Origin of the sequence: Calothrix sp. FACHB-168, assembly GCF_963889195.1 — a bacterium.
Classification (GTDB): Bacteria; Cyanobacteriota; Cyanobacteriia; order Cyanobacteriales; family Nostocaceae; genus Aulosira; species Aulosira anomala_A.
In genome coordinates this window covers 1-18,510 of record NZ_CAWPNJ010000023.1, presented here as the reverse complement: position 1 = coordinate 18,510, position 18,510 = coordinate 1, and the positions used below count along the sequence as shown (strand labels likewise).

At 40.8% G+C, this 18,510-nt stretch carries 14 protein-coding genes; 8 read left to right on the top strand and 6 right to left on the bottom strand.

Annotated elements, in window-relative coordinates:
- Positions 1-88: 88 nt before the first annotated feature.
- Positions 89-883 (bottom strand): L,D-transpeptidase, encoded by a 795-nt coding sequence (locus AACW45_RS14665; protein WP_190633299.1) that lies wholly within the window; start codon positions 881-883, stop codon positions 89-91.
- A 237-nt stretch (positions 884-1,120) separates the two neighbouring features.
- Here AACW45_RS14665 and AACW45_RS14660 point away from each other — a divergent pair, with 237 nt between their 5' ends.
- The 3 genes from AACW45_RS14660 (at position 1,121) to AACW45_RS14650 (ending at position 3,243) form a co-directional block, all read left to right on the top strand.
- Positions 1,121-1,273: a hypothetical protein gene (locus AACW45_RS14660; protein WP_190633298.1), complete on the top strand. Its 153-nt coding sequence runs from the start codon at positions 1,121-1,123 to the stop codon at positions 1,271-1,273.
- 519 nt (positions 1,274-1,792) lie between these two features.
- The gene (locus tag AACW45_RS14655) at positions 1,793-2,449 is read left to right on the top strand and encodes a sigma-70 family RNA polymerase sigma factor (RefSeq protein WP_096645412.1); all 657 of its coding nucleotides are present in this window, start codon (positions 1,793-1,795) and stop codon (positions 2,447-2,449) included.
- A 167-nt stretch (positions 2,450-2,616) separates the two neighbouring features.
- The gene (locus AACW45_RS14650) at positions 2,617-3,243 is read left to right on the top strand and encodes an anti-sigma factor family protein (RefSeq protein WP_190633297.1); all 627 of its coding nucleotides are present in this window, start codon (positions 2,617-2,619) and stop codon (positions 3,241-3,243) included.
- Between the two features lie 36 nt (positions 3,244-3,279).
- Here AACW45_RS14650 and AACW45_RS14645 read toward each other — a convergent pair whose 3' ends face one another.
- Positions 3,280-3,732 (bottom strand): gamma-glutamylcyclotransferase family protein, encoded by a 453-nt coding sequence (locus AACW45_RS14645; protein WP_190633296.1) that lies wholly within the window; start codon positions 3,730-3,732, stop codon positions 3,280-3,282.
- A 537-nt stretch (positions 3,733-4,269) separates the two neighbouring features.
- Between AACW45_RS14645 and leuS the strand changes: the two genes are divergently transcribed.
- Both leuS and AACW45_RS14635 read left to right on the top strand, forming a co-directional pair.
- On the top strand, positions 4,270-6,897 hold the full coding sequence (gene leuS, locus AACW45_RS14640) for a leucine--tRNA ligase (protein WP_190633375.1): 2,628 nt from the start codon (positions 4,270-4,272) through the stop codon (positions 6,895-6,897).
- Positions 6,898-7,263: 366 nt separating this feature from the next.
- A complete protein-coding gene (locus tag AACW45_RS14635) occupies positions 7,264-8,529 on the top strand; it encodes an HhoA/HhoB/HtrA family serine endopeptidase (protein ID WP_190633295.1) in 1,266 nt (421 codons plus the stop codon).
- Between the two features lie 89 nt (positions 8,530-8,618).
- Here AACW45_RS14635 and bchM read toward each other — a convergent pair whose 3' ends face one another.
- The gene (gene bchM, locus AACW45_RS14630) at positions 8,619-9,305 is read right to left on the bottom strand and encodes a magnesium protoporphyrin IX methyltransferase (RefSeq protein WP_190543074.1); all 687 of its coding nucleotides are present in this window, start codon (positions 9,303-9,305) and stop codon (positions 8,619-8,621) included.
- Between the two features lie 582 nt (positions 9,306-9,887).
- On the opposite strand from bchM, the gene AACW45_RS14625 reads away from it, so the two are divergent.
- Entirely contained in the window at positions 9,888-11,969 is a 2,082-nt protein-coding gene (locus tag AACW45_RS14625; RefSeq protein ID WP_190633294.1) for a cation:proton antiporter domain-containing protein, read from the top strand.
- Positions 11,970-12,401: 432 nt separating this feature from the next.
- On the opposite strand, the gene AACW45_RS14620 is transcribed toward AACW45_RS14625, so the two are convergent.
- The 3 genes from AACW45_RS14620 to nagA all read right to left on the bottom strand — a co-directional run bounded on the left by AACW45_RS14620 (position 12,402) and on the right by nagA (position 15,156).
- Positions 12,402-12,599: a hypothetical protein gene (locus AACW45_RS14620; RefSeq protein WP_190633293.1), complete on the bottom strand. Its 198-nt coding sequence runs from the start codon at positions 12,597-12,599 to the stop codon at positions 12,402-12,404.
- 560 nt (positions 12,600-13,159) lie between these two features.
- On the bottom strand, positions 13,160-13,876 hold the full coding sequence (locus AACW45_RS14615; RefSeq protein WP_199331136.1) for a Crp/Fnr family transcriptional regulator: 717 nt from the start codon (positions 13,874-13,876) through the stop codon (positions 13,160-13,162).
- Positions 13,877-13,980: 104 nt separating this feature from the next.
- Positions 13,981-15,156 carry an N-acetylglucosamine-6-phosphate deacetylase gene (nagA, locus tag AACW45_RS14610; protein ID WP_190633292.1) on the bottom strand — a complete coding sequence of 392 codons (1,176 nt, stop codon included), beginning with the start codon at positions 15,154-15,156 and terminating at the stop codon, positions 13,981-13,983.
- An 86-nt stretch (positions 15,157-15,242) separates the two neighbouring features.
- Between nagA and purE the strand changes: the two genes are divergently transcribed.
- Both purE and AACW45_RS14600 read left to right on the top strand, forming a co-directional pair.
- Positions 15,243-15,761, top strand: coding sequence for a 5-(carboxyamino)imidazole ribonucleotide mutase (purE, locus tag AACW45_RS14605; protein ID WP_190633291.1), 519 nt, complete (start codon positions 15,243-15,245; stop codon positions 15,759-15,761).
- 919 nt (positions 15,762-16,680) lie between these two features.
- A complete protein-coding gene (locus AACW45_RS14600) occupies positions 16,681-18,285 on the top strand; it encodes an ammonium transporter (RefSeq protein ID WP_190633373.1) in 1,605 nt (534 codons plus the stop codon).
- Positions 18,286-18,510: the final 225 nt, after the last annotated feature.

The following is an 18,510-nucleotide window of genomic DNA, read 5'->3' as shown; positions in this document are numbered from 1 at the left end:
AATAATTAATGACTAATGACTGTTGACTGTTGACTGTTGACTGTTGACCGTTGACCGTTGACCGTTGACTGTTGACCAATTGCAAAAATTATTCGCGCACCACAATTTGTGTCCCTACACCTACCTGTTGGTATAACAATCGGACATCAGGATTGCGCATTCTTAAACAGCCATGAGAAATTGCAGTTCCCATACTGCTGTTATCTGGCGTACCGTGAAAACCAATTTCGTTGTGTCCATCTGACCAAAAACCAATCCATCGGTCTCCGAGAGGACTATCAGCTCCAGGTTCAAATACTTTATTAGTAATTGGATGACGCCATATAGGGTTGTGCTGCTTGTGCATCACTTGAAAAGTACCTGTAGGCGTTTCCCAACCTTTTTTACCCACAGCAATTGGGTAACTTGCTATGACAACTTCTTCTTGAAAAACATAAGCGCGGCGATCGCTTAAATCAACCACTACTTGATTGCGATCGCCTGTCTGTTTATTACTATTAAAAAATTGTTGTTGCGCAGAAATCTGAGGTAACAGTGACTGCGGCAAAAAAGATGTGGCGTTACGTTTTCGTTCTGGCGATACTAATCGATTACTTTGAGACGCCTCAGTTGCCATAGCTACATTTTTGCTCGCAGTTTCCGACTTAGGATGATGAAACTTTGTTGTCATCGGAGATTGAGAGGTAGATTTCCCCTGTGTGCTTTTACCTGGGGGTACAGACGCACCTAAAGCCTCTGTTGACGATGACTTGCGTTTTGTGGCAGCTTGCTGCTCAAACTGCTGTCCTGCTTTCATTACGTGCCAATGGACAGCCAGAGACAAAATTGCTGTACCAAAACACAGCCACATGATTATTTTTGTTACAGATTCATTTCTGACCATTGCCACCACCTTTTATTGATCCCTGACATTTCCGGTTGGCTAATTTGTTATCTTTACCGTTTACTCATCAAAAATTTATCAATACTTATTAGTTGCCTTATGAATCTATTAATACCTTTGGGCACACTAAGGCTATGCAGAAGTCCCAGCAAGAATAACTCTAAATAAGAGAATTCATTACTTGGAACTATTGGGGTGCAGCAATCAATCATTAATGGTGTGTGTGGGAGTAAGACCATGTTTGAAAAACTATTGCTAGCAGTCACGATTACATTTTCCCTTAATTTCTTTTTGCAAGTTCGCGTACCCAATCAACAACAGACCGATGCTACTTATCAGCCGCCAACAGAAACATCAGCAACAATTTTAGTCACAAGACCGGATAAATAACAGTCCTAGTAGTTACAGCAGCCTCAAGTAAAGAAATTCCTACTTTGCTCCTAGTACAACGGGCGCGGAAATCAACCACATCAGGGTCAATTTCCCCCAAAATCTCCAAAAAGGTCATGATGAATCCATTCCGCCTTGTGGTTCTAGGTAAAATGTTGCCGATCGCCAATTCAGTAGATTGTTTTAGTTTCTAGAAAAAACTTAATTTTTTTTGCTCTCCATTATCAAATTTTTCCCGTTCTTCTTTAACTAGTTTTGCTCTTAATGTCAAGCGTATGTGACAGATATTATGAGCAGCACACATATAAGTAACATTGCCGTAATTCTAGCATCTGGTAAATTCTGGCTAAGAATCTTGCTGTGTAAGACCTAGAGCCATAAAAAGGTCGAATTAATTCTCAAAAATTGGCTTAAACTTATATACCGAATTGTTCCAGTCATAAATCCGTCCCTGATTCAGGAACATACAGCCAATTACCAGGTCTAATAGTAAGGGATGATTTAAAGCCAGTACGATCTATGAGTCAATCGATTACTGTATCCTGGTCAACGGTTGATGCGAATTTTCCGGAAGCATCAGTGCAAGTTGACAAACTCTCTAATCACGATTTAATTTTGCGCTGTCAAACAGGACTGCGCCCAGATCGCGCTGCTTTTGCAGAATTATTACGTCGCTACCAAACACAGGTCGATCGGGTGTTATACCACTTAGCACCAGATTGGGCTGACAGAGCCGATTTAGCTCAAGAAGTTTGGATTCGAGTGTATCGGAATATTAACCGATTACAAGAACCAGCTAAATTTAGGGGCTGGTTAAGCCGCATTGCTACCAACTTGTTTTACGACGAGTTGCGCAAACGCAAGCGGGTTGTCAGTCCCTTATCGCTGGATGCTCCCCGCTCGGTAGATGACGGCGAGATGGATTGGGAAATTGCTGGAGATACTCCAGGTCCAGAAGAAGAACTGACCACCAGAGAATTTTACGAACAACTGCGAGAAGCGATCGCTGATTTGCCCGAAGTGTTCCGTACTACCATTGTTCTTAGAGAAATCGAAGGTATGGCATACGAAGAAATTGCCGAAATTACGGGCGTTTCCTTAGGAACAGTCAAGTCGAGAATTGCTCGCGCGAGATCGAGATTGCAAGCTCAGTTGCAAAATTACCTAGACTCTTAATCTACAGAATCTATCTACTGCTACATGGCAGGATTTAAGGATTAATTAACAATAGTTACTAATTGTGTAGAAGTCTTAAAGATAGTCTGTCATTAGGAAGAACATTGATGAATTTCTCAAAAATATTCGCCGTCTCTACCCGTGTATGAATTGGTAATAATGTTAAGATGACTACTGATTCTCAGTTTTATGACCGTTCTCGCTTGCAAATTCCTGAAAATTGGGCAGATGGAATAGCGATGCCTACCAACGAATCAACGGGTGCTATGGATGATATGATGAAGCGCGATCGCTTCGAGTTATTAAGTGCTTACCTCGATGGTGAAGTAACAGCCGCCGAGCGCAAACAAGTAGAAGAATGGCTGGCAAACGATGCCTCTGTCAAATGCTTGTATGCTCGATTGTTAAAGCTACGGCAAGGCTTACAGGCTATGCCTGTACCAGCCTGCGAACAGCCGCTAGAAAAAACAGTCCAGCATGTAATGGCGCGGATTAATCGGCGTTCCCAGTTAACTTGGTTATTTGGCGGTGCAGCAGTTGCGGCTTGTGTTATTGGCTCCCTCACAGGCATTATTCCTGGAGGAAATAGCAAAACCTTACAACTAGCGCAACAACGCATAGAACCAACACAAACTGCGTCGGAACCTGCGGTTGTTGAAGAGCCAGCATCACCCTTAATGGTGGCTTTAAATAACCCAGTCGTCGAAATTCCCAAAGCAGCAGTAACTTCTCCGAGTAAACCTGCCAATCATCAAAAACCGAAACAGGCAGATTGGGAAAATAATATTAACTAATTGCCGAGTTCAGCCGAGTTAATAGATAACAAACTATCATAACTCCTTTTTGTCGGCTGTCAAACCACAGCCACTCCACCAGCCATCTGGCTGAGGGATGCCTCCTAATTGGCTGACTCTTTGTGGCGACATAAAGTAAACCCAAGCCAACCCTAAGGATAGTCCCTGTAAATCGGTAATCTCAATTTCCTGGCGGTTATAGAGATTTTCATCAGTTGGTCGATGAGGCTGGTAATCTTCCAGATCATCTAGCTGAGTGAAAATTTCTCCATCGGCAAATACAAGTAAATAACCATGAACTCGGCTATCTTCCAGAGTCATGGCGGGATAACCCATCGGTAAAGCAAACAGTTTACCGGGAGCGATCGCTCTTTTGGTATCTGTTACTTGAGCCGCACAATATCTTTTATAATTTACTTCACCTGGTTTCAAGGTGCCATAGACAAAAATACGCACTTGACCAGAAAATTTTATTTTGAATTCAGTCATACTCAATTTTAGCCACCTAAATTTGTTGGACTACTATTACCAAAAAACTGGGTCTAAAGCCCCGTCCTAAAAGGGCGGCTTTTTGATACAATTTATTAGGTTTCAGGTTGAAAAGCCGCTAGTAACTGCCCAACTAATTTGGCTCGGCAGTCATGAGTGCTGCTACGGTAAGCCACAGCACAGACTAGAAAACAATAAAGACCACGAGCAGCGAACACTCGTAAAACAGCGCAGTAAGTCTTTAACAAGGCTGAATGAATTCACTAAAGGCTTTTGGAGTAATCCACGTAGCGTAGGGCATACGCGAACGTGTCCGGAAATGGACAAACGCTTGGGGAGTAGTCCACAAAAAGGGCAACTAGAGACGCGATTCATCGCGTATTTCTAGTAGGCTCGGACTAGACATGATATGTAAGACCCGATCGGGAGTAACCTGAAAAGGCGATGTCAGCCCAAGAATCCTCCAAGTTTTACTTGGATGGAGTGTCAAAATATGGAGGCAAAGATAGACAAAAATTCCAGTAGGAGTATTTTTTGGTGGATTTGACCTATAACCCTGGTACCATTGAGGAAAAATGGCAACAAACATGGGCAGAACTTGGCTTAGATAAAACACCTGGTGATACAGCCAAGCCAAAATTTTATGCTTTATCCATGTTCCCTTACCCATCGGGTAGCTTACACATGGGTCACGTTCGTAATTATACCATTACTGATGTGATTGCTCGCCTCAAGCGGATGCAAGGTTACCGGGTACTGCACCCAATGGGTTGGGATGCTTTTGGGTTACCAGCAGAAAACGCCGCTATAGATCGGGGTGTCCCACCAGCAAAGTGGACTTATCAAAACATTGCCCAGATGCGCCAACAATTGCAGCGTCTTGGCTTGTCCATTGATTGGGACAGCGAATTAGCTACCTGTTCGCCAGACTATTACAAGTGGACACAATGGATTTTTTTGCAGTTCTTGGAAGCTGGGTTAGCTTATCAAAAAGAAGCGGCTGTGAACTGGGACCCTATTGACCAAACTGTATTAGCCAACGAACAAGTCGATAATGAAGGCCGTTCCTGGCGTAGCGGTGCTAAAGTTGAGCGGAAATTATTACGGCAGTGGTTTTTTAAGATTACCGACTACGCCGAAGAATTGCTCAATGACCTGGATAAATTAACAGGTTGGCCAGAACGAGTCAAATTGATGCAGGCTAACTGGATTGGTAAATCCACAGGCGCGTACCTGGAATTTCCGGTTGTGGGGTTTGAGGAAAAAATTAGCGTTTACACTACACGCCCAGATACAGTATATGGCGTGAGCTATTTGGTATTAGCTCCAGAACATCCTTTAACAAAGCGCGTCACCACAAAAGAACAGCAAGCAGCCGTAGAAGCATTTATTCAAGAAGTTGCCAATCAAAGCGAATTGGAACGGACTGCAGAAGATAAACCCAAGCGGGGGATTCCCACAGGTGGTAAGGCAATTAATCCGTTTACTGGGGAAGAATTGCCGATTTGGATTGCTGACTATGTACTGTATGAATATGGTACAGGGGCAGTCATGGGCGTACCTGCCCACGATGTCCGAGACTTCAAGTTTGCTAATAAGTACAACTTGCCGATTGAGTTTGTCATTGTTGAACCAGAAGCATTTGCTGATAAAGATTTAACTGCTACAGTTCCCGATGAAAACGGCGAAGTCTCTAACGTCATTCAGGTGGAATATAACGCAGCCTACACAGAACCAGGAATTTTGATTAATTCCGGGCAATTTACTGGTATGGCTTCCACAGATGCCAAGCAAGCCATAGTGGAATATGCCGAACAACAAGGTTTTGGCAAAGTGCGGGTACAATATCGCCTGCGGGATTGGTTAATTTCCCGACAAAGGTATTGGGGCGCACCGATTCCTGTAATTCACTGTCCGAACTGTGGTGTAGTTCCAGTGCCAGAAAAGGATTTACCTGTTCAGTTACCAGAAGAAGTGGAATTTACTGGGCGTGGTGGTTCGCCGTTGACGCAGTTAGAAAGCTGGGTAAATGTGCCATGTCCTAGTTGTGGCACGCCAGCCAAGCGCGAAACCGATACGATGGATACCTTTATTGATTCCTCGTGGTATTTCTTACGGTTTACGGATGCGCAAAACGAAAAACAGGTGTTTGATTCCAGTAAAACTAATGACTGGATGCCTGTAGATCAATATGTAGGTGGAATTGAACACGCGATTTTGCATTTATTATATTCGCGCTTCTTTACCAAAGTGCTGCGCGATCGCGGTTTGTTAAACTTTGACGAACCTTTCCAACGCTTGTTAACACAAGGGATGGTACAGGGTTTAACTTACATGAACCCCAATAAGGGCGGTAAAGATAAATGGATTCCCTCCCATTTAGTTAATCCTAGCGATCCCCGCGATCCCCAAACAGGGGAACCATTACAACGGCTGTACGCTACTATGTCCAAATCCAAAGGTAACGGGGTAGCGCCAGAAGATGTGATTAGCAAATACGGTATAGATACGGCGCGGATGTTCATTTTGTTTAAAGCGCCACCAGAAAAAGATTTAGAGTGGGATGAAGCCGATGTTGAGGGACAATTCCGCTTTTTAAACCGGGTTTGGCGCTTGGTAACAGACTATATTGCGGCTGGGGTATCGAAAAAGAAAGCTGACATTTCAAATTTGACGAAACCAGAAAAAGAATTACGGCGGGCAATTCACACAGCCATCAAAGCAGTAACGGAAGATGTGGAAGATGAATATCAATTCAACACCGCTATTTCCGAATTAATGAAGTTGAGTAATGCCTTAACAGATGCTAGCTGCAAAAATTCACTAGTTTATGGGGAAGGAATTCAAACTTTAGTGGTGTTATTAGCCCCCTTTGCACCACATATTGCTGATGAATTGTGGCACTCATTAGGGAATAGTGATTCTGTTCACACCCAATCCTGGCCTGGTTTCGATCCTGCGGCTTTAGTAGCTGATGAAATTACCTTGGTAATTCAAATTATGGGCAAAACTCGCGGTGCTATTCAAGTGCCATCGCAAGCCGATAAAGCTGCTTTAGAGAAATATGCCAGAGAATCAGAAGTTGCCCAACGTTATATTGAGGGTAAAGAGATTAAAAAGGTAATTGTCGTTCCTGGGAAATTAGTTAATTTTGTCCTTGGCTAATCGCTAGGGGCTAGGGCTAAGGACTGTTTTCAAACCATAAATTAGACTTCAATGTAGTGGACTGACACGCCTAAAATGTTGCAATATAATTTTCTTGTGGGGTGGACATCTTGTCCGCCCAGGACGGGCGAGACGCCCATCCCACAAGAGTTTGACTAATGCACTATTTTAGCTGTGTCAGTCCACTACGTTTATCAAGGTTTTTGGCTTTAACTGAACCGTATTGCCCTAAAGTCGATGAAAAATGCAAGGTATAGGGGATTAGCATAAAGAGAAGTTTCACACTAGCGTAATAGTCCTGCAACAAAAGCTTCAAAAACGCTATCTATATTAGTAGTAGATCTAAAATATCCTTCCAGATAGCAAATGCAAAACCAACCTCGCGACGGAGAAAAGCTCACAAACACTAATTCTTCTCATACTGATAGCGCTAAATACCACAATCATGCACCCTGGAAAAAAGCAGCTGCTTCTCTATCGCTGGTGCTGCTGGGATCTGGGATGACATTGGCAGGTGGTTATTTAGCAGGAAACCAAGAGAAGCTATCTCAGAGCGCATCGAATTTAGCAGTTAGCCCAGCCAATGCTGCACCGCTATTACCCGCAGCTACAGACCCGAATTTTATTACTGAGGTGGTGCAAAGGGTAGGCCCGGCTGTGGTGCGAATCAACTCTTCGCGCACTGTGAGAAGTCGGATACCAGAGGAATTTAATGACCCATTTTTCCGCCGTTTCTTTGGTTCCCAAGTCCCCATACCTCAAGATAGACAGGTACAAAGGGGTACGGGTTCAGGGTTTATCGTGAGTAAAGATGGTCGAATTTTGACTAATGCCCACGTAGTTGATGGTGCTGATACAGTGACAGTTGTTCTCAAGGATGGGCGCAGCTTTCAAGGTAAGGTGTTGGGTAAAGATGAGTTAACAGATGTGGCTGTGGTGAAAATTCAGGCTGAGAATTTACCAACAGTCAGTATCGGGAACTCAGACCAATTACAACCGGGACAATGGGCGATCGCAATTGGTAACCCCTTAGGATTAGATAATAGTGTCACCACTGGGATTATTAGCGGCACCGGACGCAGTAGCAATCAAATTGGTGCGCCGGATAAACGAGTACAATTTATTCAAACTGACGCCGCTATTAACCCAGGTAATTCTGGCGGGCCTTTACTTAATGCCCGTGGTGAAGTTATAGGTATGAATACAGCGATTATTCAAGGTGCGCAAGGATTGGGCTTTTCTATCCCAATCAACACAGCACAACGAATTTCTAACCAACTGATAGCTACAGGTAAGGCACAGCATCCTTATCTCGGAATTCAAATGGTAGGCTTGACACCAGAATTAAAGCGAAACATTAACTCAGATCCCAATCTGAATTTAAATGTTCAAGAGGATGAAGGGGTGTTAGTGGTGCGAGTCATACCCAATTCTCCCGCAGCTAAAGCTGGAATTCGCCCTGGTGATGTGATTCAAAAACTCAACGGTCAAGCAGTCTCCAATCCTAGCAATATCCAACAATTTGTCGATAATAGCGAAATTGGTGGTCAAGTGCGTCTAGATTTACGTCGCAATGGGCAGAATGTTAGTTTAGCTGTGCAACCAGGGGCTTTACCCGATAGAGTGCAATAAAGCGGTAAGTGGGATTAATTAAAAAAGGTAAATTTAACTAAATTTTGAGGATGGGCTTTTTAACCCATCCTCATGTTTTGCTAATGAGTTTAACCGCGAGTAGCTTCTAAGATACGAGAAAAATAGAAGCGGGTTTTAGTCATTGATTTTCGTTGCACTGAGAATCCATTCTTTTGGAGAATTTGCAAGACATCAGCTTCACGATGTAAGTAGGCGCGAGTTGTTTTACTCGGCCCGGGAAAGAAACTACCAATCTTTTTGAGTAAGGCTAAAGCACAGGTTTTAGGCGCAAAACTAATAATTATCCTGGACTGTGCCAAAGAACACAGGTGAGAAATCATCTCATCTGCTTTTTCTTGGGGATAATGGATGAGAACATCTAAGCAAATCACCGTGTGATAGCTACCACTTAGAGACTCTAAATCTTGCACGGCGAAGGTAGGATTATCATTATTTCCCAAGGTCTGTAAGGCTCTTTCTTTGCCTTCTGTGACCATTTTTTCGGAAATATCGCTAGCATAGACTTTAGCACCTTCTGTTGCTAAGGGAATGCTGAGACTGCCTACACCACATCCCGCGTCACAGATTGATAATTCTGCTAAATTGTTATCAGCTTTTAACCAGCCGATGACTGTATCCACAGTTTGTTGATGTCCGTTGCGGATGTCTAGCTGGACTTTGTTGACTTCTCCATCGCCGTATATCCGCTTCCATCGGTCAAACCCTGTGGAATTGAAATATTCACGAACAATCGTTTTATCGTCGGCTGCGTTCATAAAGTTCGATTTCTAAGGTTTCCCAATGCTTAAAATTATCATTGATGGAAACCGCCAAGAACGTTTCTGTTTAAAGATTTTTCGATTTTTATCGGCTTCAGTAGCCGGGGATAAATAAAGTTACCAGGGAAAGGCTGTTATTTATCCTGCGCGATCGCATTTTAGCAGACTGATTAGTTCTAATGTACTAAAAAATGGCGATCGCGCATACATTTCTGTCTTGATGAGAGTTAGCAATTTTGGACAAATCTTTAATTTTCAGAAAAATACGATAGAACTTGTCCAAGATATGTGATATTTTTCATAGCCAATAATTCATAGTTCAGCATATTTTGTTCATTAACTCTTGGCTATTGACAAATAGACAATTTTACTATCAAATCTGATTGATTAGTTCTTACCAACGATATTTAAAAAACTAACTTTAGAGAGAATCGGGAAAGCGATCGCAACATTTATGCTGTTAACGATTTAATTTTTTATGTCTGCCTTTTGACTAGAAAATTTATCAATTAAGCATGATGAAGATAAGTCATGATTATTTCCTATTGATTAATTTTACTCTTGAGTTTTTTATTAACAATGGCACTAGAATCCCTAGTAAATAGTCCGATTATTGCATTTACCATTCTTCTCGCAGTCATCTTGACTGTACCACCAATATTTGAGCGATTGCGGTTACCTGGATTAGTAGGTTTACTAGTGGCAGGTGTAATTTTGGGACAAAATGGCTTAAAGCTATTAAATTCCGAGTCAGAAACTATCAATCTGCTTTCGGAGATTGGGAAAATCTATTTGATGTTTGTAGCGGGACTGGAAATTGATTTAGAACAATTTCGCAAAACTAGAAATCGCTCAATAAGTTTTGGTATTTTCACATTTATAGTACCATTAATTGCGGGTATTATTGCGGGACGCTTATTTAACTTTAGTTGGAATACTAGTGTTTTAATTGGTTCTTTGCTAGCTTCTCATACTCTTTTAGCATATCCAATTGTGAGTCGTTTGGGAGTTGTTAGCAATGAAGCTGTAACAGTCACAATTGGGGCAACGATTTTTACTGATACAGGTGCTTTATTAGTATTAGCAATTTGTGTGGGGATTCACGGTGGGGATTTTTCAGCTTTAAGTTTAGCCACTTTATTAGGTGGTTTAGCAATATATTCTGCTGTCGTTCTTTTTGGCTTTGATTGGGCAGGAAAACAATTTTTTCGGCGTTCTGGAGACGAACAAAGTAATCAATTTTTATTTATATTACTAGCATTATTTCTCGCCTCTGTAGGGGCGCAAGTCATTGGTGTTGAGAAAATTGTTGGTGCATTTTTAGCTGGTTTAGCTGTTAACGATGTACTAGGGAGAAGTCCAGTTAAAGAAAAGGTTGAATTTATTGGTAGTGCATTATTTATCCCATGTTTTTTTATAGACATGGGATTATTAATTGATATTCCGGCATTCTTAAAAACTCTCAGTTCAATTTGGCTGACTGTAGTGATTGTCATCGCTTTAATTGGTAGCAAATTTATCGCCGCATTCATAGCTAAATTACTTTACCGTTACAACAATGCAGAATTGTTGACAATTTGGTCATTATCTTTACCACAAGTAGCAGCAACCCTCGCCGCAGCATTAGTTGCTTATCAAACTGTTAATCCTGCTGGTGAACGATTAATTAATGAAGGCGTATTAAATAGTGTAATTGTTCTGATGTTGGTTACTTCCGTAATGGGGCCAGTAATCACAGCGAGAAGTGCTACTTTACTGCAAGTATCTGAGGCAGATTTGGCAGCAGATAAATTGACTACTTGGTGGGAAAGTTCTGAGGAAGAACTACTAGAACACTACACCGAAAATTTTACTATTATAGTGCCGATATATAATCCCCAAACTCAACGTTATTTGATAGAAATGGCAGCTTTATTAGCTCGTCATGAATCTGGGAGAATTGTGCCATTAGCGATTACTAAAGCTCATATTCAAATGGACGATCCGCAATTAGTAGTAGCATTGGAAGAAAATAAGAAAAGACTAAATTTAGCTAAAGAAATTAGTCAGGAATTTAATGTAGAAGTATCACCTATAATTCGGATTGATGATGATGCAGCTTTAGGAATTAGCCGCACTAGTCGCGAACAAAATGCCAATTTAGTAGTGATGGGTTGGTCGCGGACAACAGGCTTGCGTGCCCGTTTATTTGGTAATGTGATTGATAGCGTGTTTTGGTCTTCTCACTGTCCGGTAGCAGTAACACGCTTATTAAGCAGTCCGGCGACTATTCAAAGAATTATAGTACCTGTTGGGGACTTAACCAAGCAAACCATAGGCGCTGTCAGGTTTGCGCAAATTTTAGCGGATGTTAACCAAGCAGAAGTGGTACTCTTACATGTGAGCGATCGCAAAACTCCCCCACATTTGATAGATAGATTTACCGCTCAATTGTCAGAAGTCGTTGATAAAGGTCAGTTACAGGTAAATACTCATATTCAAACCATTAAGGGCGATGATATTGCTAGAATTATCATTCGCGAAGCGCAGAAGTTTGATTTAGCTGTATTACGTTCTGTGCGCTATCGTACAGCTGGAGGATTAGCTGTCAGCCATGTGACAACCCAGATAATTAGAGAATTGAAATGTTCAATAGTTTTGTTAGGAGAGCCTAATTCTTAAGTAGCTCGGTGTTATTAAATATAATTGGTCATTTGTCATTGGTCATTGGTCATTTGTTAGGTTATATATAAGAATGCGATTTGATTATTGTTAGAATTTAATTCTAATTTAAATAATGTTGGTGTTACATCAATATATTCTAGAGGGCATGGCATTGCCATGCCCCTACCATCTGTCGCATTCTTTTTTAAAATTGGTATAGGTATATGTAAGGTGCGTTACACTTCGTGATAATGCACCTTATTTTGATTTTGCTACTTTGTGCTACGGCTCCCTTAATTCTAGATAATATGATTTTTGGGGTCATAAAAAATTGCCATAACTGTTGCCTAAGTAGACATCAGTATGGCAAACTCTAGTTTATCTAAAAATTTAGAAAAATGGCTTTTTTATGGATGTGCTACTTTTAAAAACCCTCATTAGCTTAATGAATTAAGCCATAAACCAAGGACTCCACGCAGAAATTTTATCTTCCACTACATATACTCTCTTGCGCTTGTCAGCATTGTCAGATACTAACACTTTCAAGGTAACTGTATAAACATTATTAATGATTTGGTGACCGTAACCAATGACTTTACCCAATTGTCCAGTTTCTTGATTTATTACGTTTTCTTCAAGAGTAAACATACGAGTAACTGTCTGACATAGACAGTTGGTAAATGGTATTTCATATATTATTGGCATTATCTAAAATAAAAACTTCAGCCTTTAAGTATATTCATTTTATTGCTGAAGAAATATTTGTATTTATTGGAAAATAAAATTATAAAATCACATTTTTTAAAACAGCAAATAGCATTTTTGGGCAATATAAAGATATTTATATTGCCCTTAAATATTTCCAAAAATAAATTTTTTGTAACTTAGTAAAGCTCTGAAATAACAACTATTGCATAGGCACTAAATAATTATTGATTAACAAATCATAGAGATTAAATTATTAATCTCATCTGTGGCTATTTCTCACACTGTAAGTAGGTAGTTGGAATTAAATATAAGATGGACGTAGGTTGGGTTGAGGAACGAAACCCAACACCCGTATGGGTTACGCTATCGCTAACCCATCCTACAAATAATTATGTCTCCCTACTAAGTAGCGATAATATCTACAACAATCCAGTTTATATAGACAGTCCTAATTTTTCTATCCGGTTGCGTACAGACAAAATGAAAATGATCTTGTCACTTTAATTAAACAAGCGCTGGTATTCTGCTTTGACTATGCCATAACATTCACAGGCGGTTGTTTCTAAGCGTTTTCTATCAACAATCTGGATATTGCCTCGCTGATAAGAAATTAAGCCTCTACTTTGCAGTTTACTCGCTGTTTCGCTGACTCCAGAACGTCTGACACCCAGCATCGTAGATAAAAATTCTTGGGTGAGGGGAAGTGACTCGGAACCGATACCATCACTACTCATCAATAACCAGCGACTTAGCCTAGCTTCTATATTATGAAGACGGTTACAGGCTGTACTTTGCGAGCCTAAGACAATTACTGTATGTATATAACGGTAGAGAATCTTTTGTAGTGCGTTGCTAGTTTTGAAAGCCTCTTTGAAAATACCAGCTTTGATCCGCACAGCTTTTCCGGGGATTTGTGCTAACGTTTGCATAGATGTTGTGCTTGCATCCAATATAATTGGTACGCCAGCCATTCCTTCTCGTCCGATACAGCCAGATTCCACTGTAGAACCATCCTCCATTATCGTTACGAGAGACAGCAACGAATTCACGGGAAAATAGGCATAGGGAATAGGCTCATGAGGCTCAATTATTACTTGTGTAAGTGATAAAGAGACTATCTCTAGATGAGGATACAAGTTGTTTAACTCATCAGGAGGTAATTGGGCAAGCAGCTGATTTTGCGTAACTATTGCTGCATCTTGATGAGTAGACATCATTGATGCCTCCTGAGATTGATAAGTGTAATACTGCTAAATTAACTTGAAGCTCAAGCTTGCCAAAATCTCTAATTAGTTAGATATTTTCCATCTATAGCTCAAATCTAGTTTGACAATCGCTGCCAGGTTAGTTCTTTCGTAGTCTCATCCCAATGCCAGCGTAATAAATTAGCGGGTTGATGGGTTGCAATTCCGGGTAAACCTATCGCTTTTCTCGGTGCATCGGTAGCTAATGCGATCGCTCTTTCTACGTCACATATCCCCCATTTTACCAAGTTCTGTACCCCTACTAATAAGGGTAAAGTTGTCCCTGATAAAGTCCCATCAGGCAATCTAGCTGTGCCATTTTTAACTTCTATCTGCCGACTATCCCAAGGATACACCCCATTGGGTAGCCCCAAGGGTGCTAAAGCATCGCTGACGAGAAATAATCCTGAAGTAGCACGCAGGAGAATTTCTAGCATAGTTGGTGTCACATGCTCCCCATCGGCAATAAAACCACACATTACACCAGGATGAGTAATGGCTGCGCCTAATAATCCTGGTTCGCGATGATGTAATGGTGGCATAGCATTAAAGGCATGGGTAACCATTGTTGCACCCAATTCAAAAGCTTGTTGAGCTTGGGCTGCTGTAGCTTGAGAATGCCCTAAACTGACTGTAATCCCCAAAGAACGCAAATATGGGATGACTTGGTGAGTGGGATCTAATTCTGGTGCGAGGGTGATAACTTTGACAATTTGGCTATAATCGCCCAATAATCTTTTAACTTGGTCAATTGTTAAAGGTAACAAGTATTCTGCGGGATGTGCGCCGCGTTTTTGCGCATTTAAAAATGGCCCTTCTAAATGTACGCCGAGAATTTGCGCATTTGCTGTTTGACTGGAAATAAAATCAGCAATGATAGAAAGCGATCGCTGGATATTTTCTATTGAAGTTGTGACTAATGTCGATAAAAATCCATCTACGCCCACATTACCTAAAAATTGCGTAATTTTTGGTATTAAGTGCGCATTATCTGCTTCTAATTCGGGAAATGCTAACCCCAATGCACCGTTAATCTGTAAATCAACACCACCTAAAGAAATCCAATCACCTGCAACATCTAAAACTGGCAAATCCGCAGATGAAACCCGTTTAAATACTGTCGTCATCGGTAATATTTGCTCAATTATCCCCTGAGAATTAATCAAGAGCATTTGCAAGCCTTGATAACCGGGAATTCTTGCATTGATGATATCTAAATTTTGCGCGATCGCAGTTGGTGTTGCTTTAGTCATACATTGGCGGGAAAATAGCTAAATCTGATTTGTCAATAGTCAATTGGCTAATAATCCAAAATCTAAAATCCAAAATCTAAAATTCTATGGCTCCCCTTATCGGTATTATCATGGGCAGTGATTCTGACTTGCCCACAATGAAAGATGCGATCGCAATTTGTGATGAATTTGGCATTGAGCGCGAAGTGGCGATCGTTTCTGCTCATCGTACCCCAGAACGCATGGTACAGTACGCGCAACTTGCCCATCAGCGCGGTATTAAGGTAATTATTGCCGGTGCTGGTGGTGCAGCTCATCTGCCGGGAATGGTAGCTTCTTTAACACCACTACCAGTAATTGGTGTGCCTGTAGCTACTCGTAATTTACAAGGTATTGATTCTTTGTATTCAATTGTACAAATGCCTGCTGGTATACCTGTAGCCACAGTAGCCATAGGTAATGCTAAAAATGCTGGTTTGTTAGCAGTACAAATTCTGGCGACTCAGCAACCAGAATTACTCGAAAAAGTCCAAAAATACCGTGAAACATTGGCTGAATCAGTTCTGACAAAGCAAGCCAAACTAGAACAACTTGGTTACGAACAATATTTAAAAGAAGAATTGTAAGATTTTTACAACTCAATCTAAGAGTAAATTGTAATTTTATTACTTAACATGTAGTAAAATTACTATATTTGTATTGTTATTATTTATTCCCTACAGAGATTCCAAACCTTCTAAACAAAGTTTCTTTAATCTTCTGTATAAAAATTTAATATTTTTTTGGTATTTTGCCTGTGATGTCAGGAAATGCTGAAATACAGAGATTCAGTTTACTACGATCCCAAATCTAGCCACTCTAGCCAGAGATAGAAAAAACAAATCGTATATCCTGATACAGAATTATGTTTTTGGTAACATAGACAATCAATCAAATTTATCAATGAGTTTATAAATATTTGTCTTGAGGAAGAAATATATCTAATTCCTAAGTACAACATTTTATGGATTCTCAACCAACCTTTTGTAGCAAGTGGAGTTGCCATCATCAGTTAATCTCAGTGTAAATTGAATATTTGTTCTGATTCTCTAGCCTGCCAACAGGACAAGAACGTAATGAAACATTAGTTATCTGCAATTAAATTCTTAACGCAGGTTCTCCAATCAAACTTTGTACTTTATCGTTGGTTAACACAAATAACCAATGAACAATAAATAGTGACTAATCGCAGTCGAAATTCAGCAATGTCTAGATTTTCAGCTTGACAGTTCAAAAATTAAAGATTCAATGAAAAAGACTTGACTGATTGTTGCATTAGCGAAATAATAACGAATTTTTGAAATCTCCCAAAAAATTTGCCAAGTTATTTACAAAAGTAGCAATTGTTTCTTAAACTTTTATTTAGGTTATTTGAGTTTCTGGTTGGCAAACAAATTGCTTGAAATGCAAATGTAAAAAGTGTCTTGATGTCAATTCAAGCCCTGTTTTTTCAGTGCTGACATATTTATCCCATTAACAATGGTTTGGAGTAAGATGTTCAACTTAATGCACAAGCAGAAATTAAAAACACAAAATAGGCGTAGGTCTATAAAGGCTGTTTCTAAAACTTCACAATATAAATCAAAAACTAACCTATTCACAACAATTAAGCGACTATCTCCCAATTGGCAAGCTTGTCTATTATTAGCTGCTGTCATCGTCATGGGATGGGGATATGCAGCCGTTGCTCAGGCTCCAGCTACAGCGCCAGCCGGGCCAACAACAGCAGATCTAAAAATTGCGATTGACACTTTATGGGTAGCGATCGCCGCCTTTTTGGTATTCTTCATGAACGCTGGTTTTTGTATGTTAGAAACCGGCTTCTGTCGCCAAAAAAATGCTGTGAACGTCCTAGCCAAAAACTTGATTGTATTTGCCCTCTCGACAGTAGCGTTTTGGGCAATTGGTTTTGGCTTGATGTTTGGCGATGGCAATGATTTTATCGGGCTGAATGGATTTTTCCTTGCAGGTCAAGATAACAGTCCCGCGACTGGCGAGGCTTACAAAGGTGTTTTTAGTGCGCTGAGTTGGACAGGCGTTCCTTTAGCAGCTAAGTTTTTATTTCAGTTAGTGTTTGCTGGTACAGCCGCCACAATTGTTTCTGGTGCAGTTGCAGAACGAATTAAATTTGTTGACTTCTTAATTTTCAGCGTCTTACTTGTAGGTATTGCCTATCCAATTACCGGACATTGGATTTGGGGTGCTGGTTGGTTGGCTGATATGGGTTTTTGGGATTTTGCTGGTTCTACAGTAGTCCACTCAGTCGGTGGCTGGGCGGCTTTAATGGGTGCAGCATTTCTCGGCCCCCGCATTGGTAAATATCAAGATAAGCAAGTTGTCGCCTTACCCGGCCACAACATGAGTATTGCTACTTTGGGCTGTTTAATTCTCTGGCTGGGTTGGTTTGGCTTTAACCCCGGTTCCGTGATGGCTGCCGATCCTAGTGCAATTACTCACATTGCTCTAACAACCAACATGGCGGGAGCAGTTGGCGGTATTGCTGCGACAATTACAGCTTGGCTGTACTTGGGTAAACCAGACCTCTCAATGATTATCAATGGTATCTTGGCAGGTTTAGTTGGTGTTACAGCCTCTTGTGCTTACGTCAGCATTGGCAGTTCTGTAGTTATTGGCTTAATTGCGGGAATAATTGTAGTTTTCGCTGTCCCCTTCTTTGACAAACTGGGCATTGACGACCCAGTAGGCGCAACTTCAGTTCACCTAGTTTGTGGTGTTTGGGGAACTCTAGCAGTTGGTTTATTTTCTGTTGGGCCTGGTGGTTATCCTTGGATGGTTGACTTAGCAGGTAAACCAGTAGGGCCGCATGGATTATTCATGGGTGGTGGCTTCAGCACATTAATTCCCCAAATTGTTGGCATTCTAGCTGTAGGTGGTATTACTGTACTTCTCAGCAGTATCTTTTGGTTAGCATTAAAAGCTACTTTAGGTATCCGTGTAACTCGCCAAGAAGAGTTGGAAGGCTTAGATATTAGCGAACACGGTATGGAAGCCTATAGTGGATTTATTACCGAATCCAGTACAGACGGATTTTCTCAAGGTTATAGTTCTGGAGATATTCCCCAAGGTAGCGATGTACCAAATACTCTGTAACTGGTTGTAAATTTCAAATCTGTTGATTTTATAGCTAAAAACCTACCCCTACGAGTTTGATGCTCATACAGGTGGTAGGATTTTTATTTTCAATTTTCTCCCTAAAAAATAGTGAACATGATTACTGGAGTTTAGACTAAATGGAAGCAAACAGAAAATAACAGCAACAGATTTACTGAACTAAAAAAATACACCATAAACGGGTAGGGGAAGCGCCCCAAAAAA

What these genes read in the sequence shown, in the direction of transcription:
- AACW45_RS14665 (WP_190633299.1), bottom strand. Translation starts at nt 883, where the DNA reads ATGGTCAGAAATGAATCTGTAACAAAAATAATCATGTGGCTGTGTTTT.
- AACW45_RS14660 (WP_190633298.1), top strand. Translation starts at nt 1,121, where the DNA reads ATGTTTGAAAAACTATTGCTAGCAGTCACGATTACATTTTCCCTTAAT.
- AACW45_RS14655 (WP_096645412.1), top strand. Translation starts at nt 1,793, where the DNA reads ATGAGTCAATCGATTACTGTATCCTGGTCAACGGTTGATGCGAATTTT.
- AACW45_RS14650 (WP_190633297.1), top strand. Translation starts at nt 2,617, where the DNA reads ATGACTACTGATTCTCAGTTTTATGACCGTTCTCGCTTGCAAATTCCT.
- AACW45_RS14645 (WP_190633296.1), bottom strand. Translation starts at nt 3,732, where the DNA reads ATGACTGAATTCAAAATAAAATTTTCTGGTCAAGTGCGTATTTTTGTC.
- AACW45_RS14635 (WP_190633295.1), top strand. Translation starts at nt 7,264, where the DNA reads ATGCAAAACCAACCTCGCGACGGAGAAAAGCTCACAAACACTAATTCT.
- bchM (WP_190543074.1), bottom strand. Translation starts at nt 9,305, where the DNA reads ATGAACGCAGCCGACGATAAAACGATTGTTCGTGAATATTTCAATTCC.
- AACW45_RS14625 (WP_190633294.1), top strand. Translation starts at nt 9,888, where the DNA reads ATGGCACTAGAATCCCTAGTAAATAGTCCGATTATTGCATTTACCATT.
- AACW45_RS14620 (WP_190633293.1), bottom strand. Translation starts at nt 12,599, where the DNA reads ATGTTTACTCTTGAAGAAAACGTAATAAATCAAGAAACTGGACAATTG.
- AACW45_RS14615 (WP_199331136.1), bottom strand. Translation starts at nt 13,876, where the DNA reads ATGATGTCTACTCATCAAGATGCAGCAATAGTTACGCAAAATCAGCTG.
- nagA (WP_190633292.1), bottom strand. Translation starts at nt 15,156, where the DNA reads ATGACTAAAGCAACACCAACTGCGATCGCGCAAAATTTAGATATCATC.
- purE (WP_190633291.1), top strand. Translation starts at nt 15,243, where the DNA reads ATGGCTCCCCTTATCGGTATTATCATGGGCAGTGATTCTGACTTGCCC.
- AACW45_RS14600 (WP_190633373.1), top strand. Translation starts at nt 16,681, where the DNA reads ATGCACAAGCAGAAATTAAAAACACAAAATAGGCGTAGGTCTATAAAG.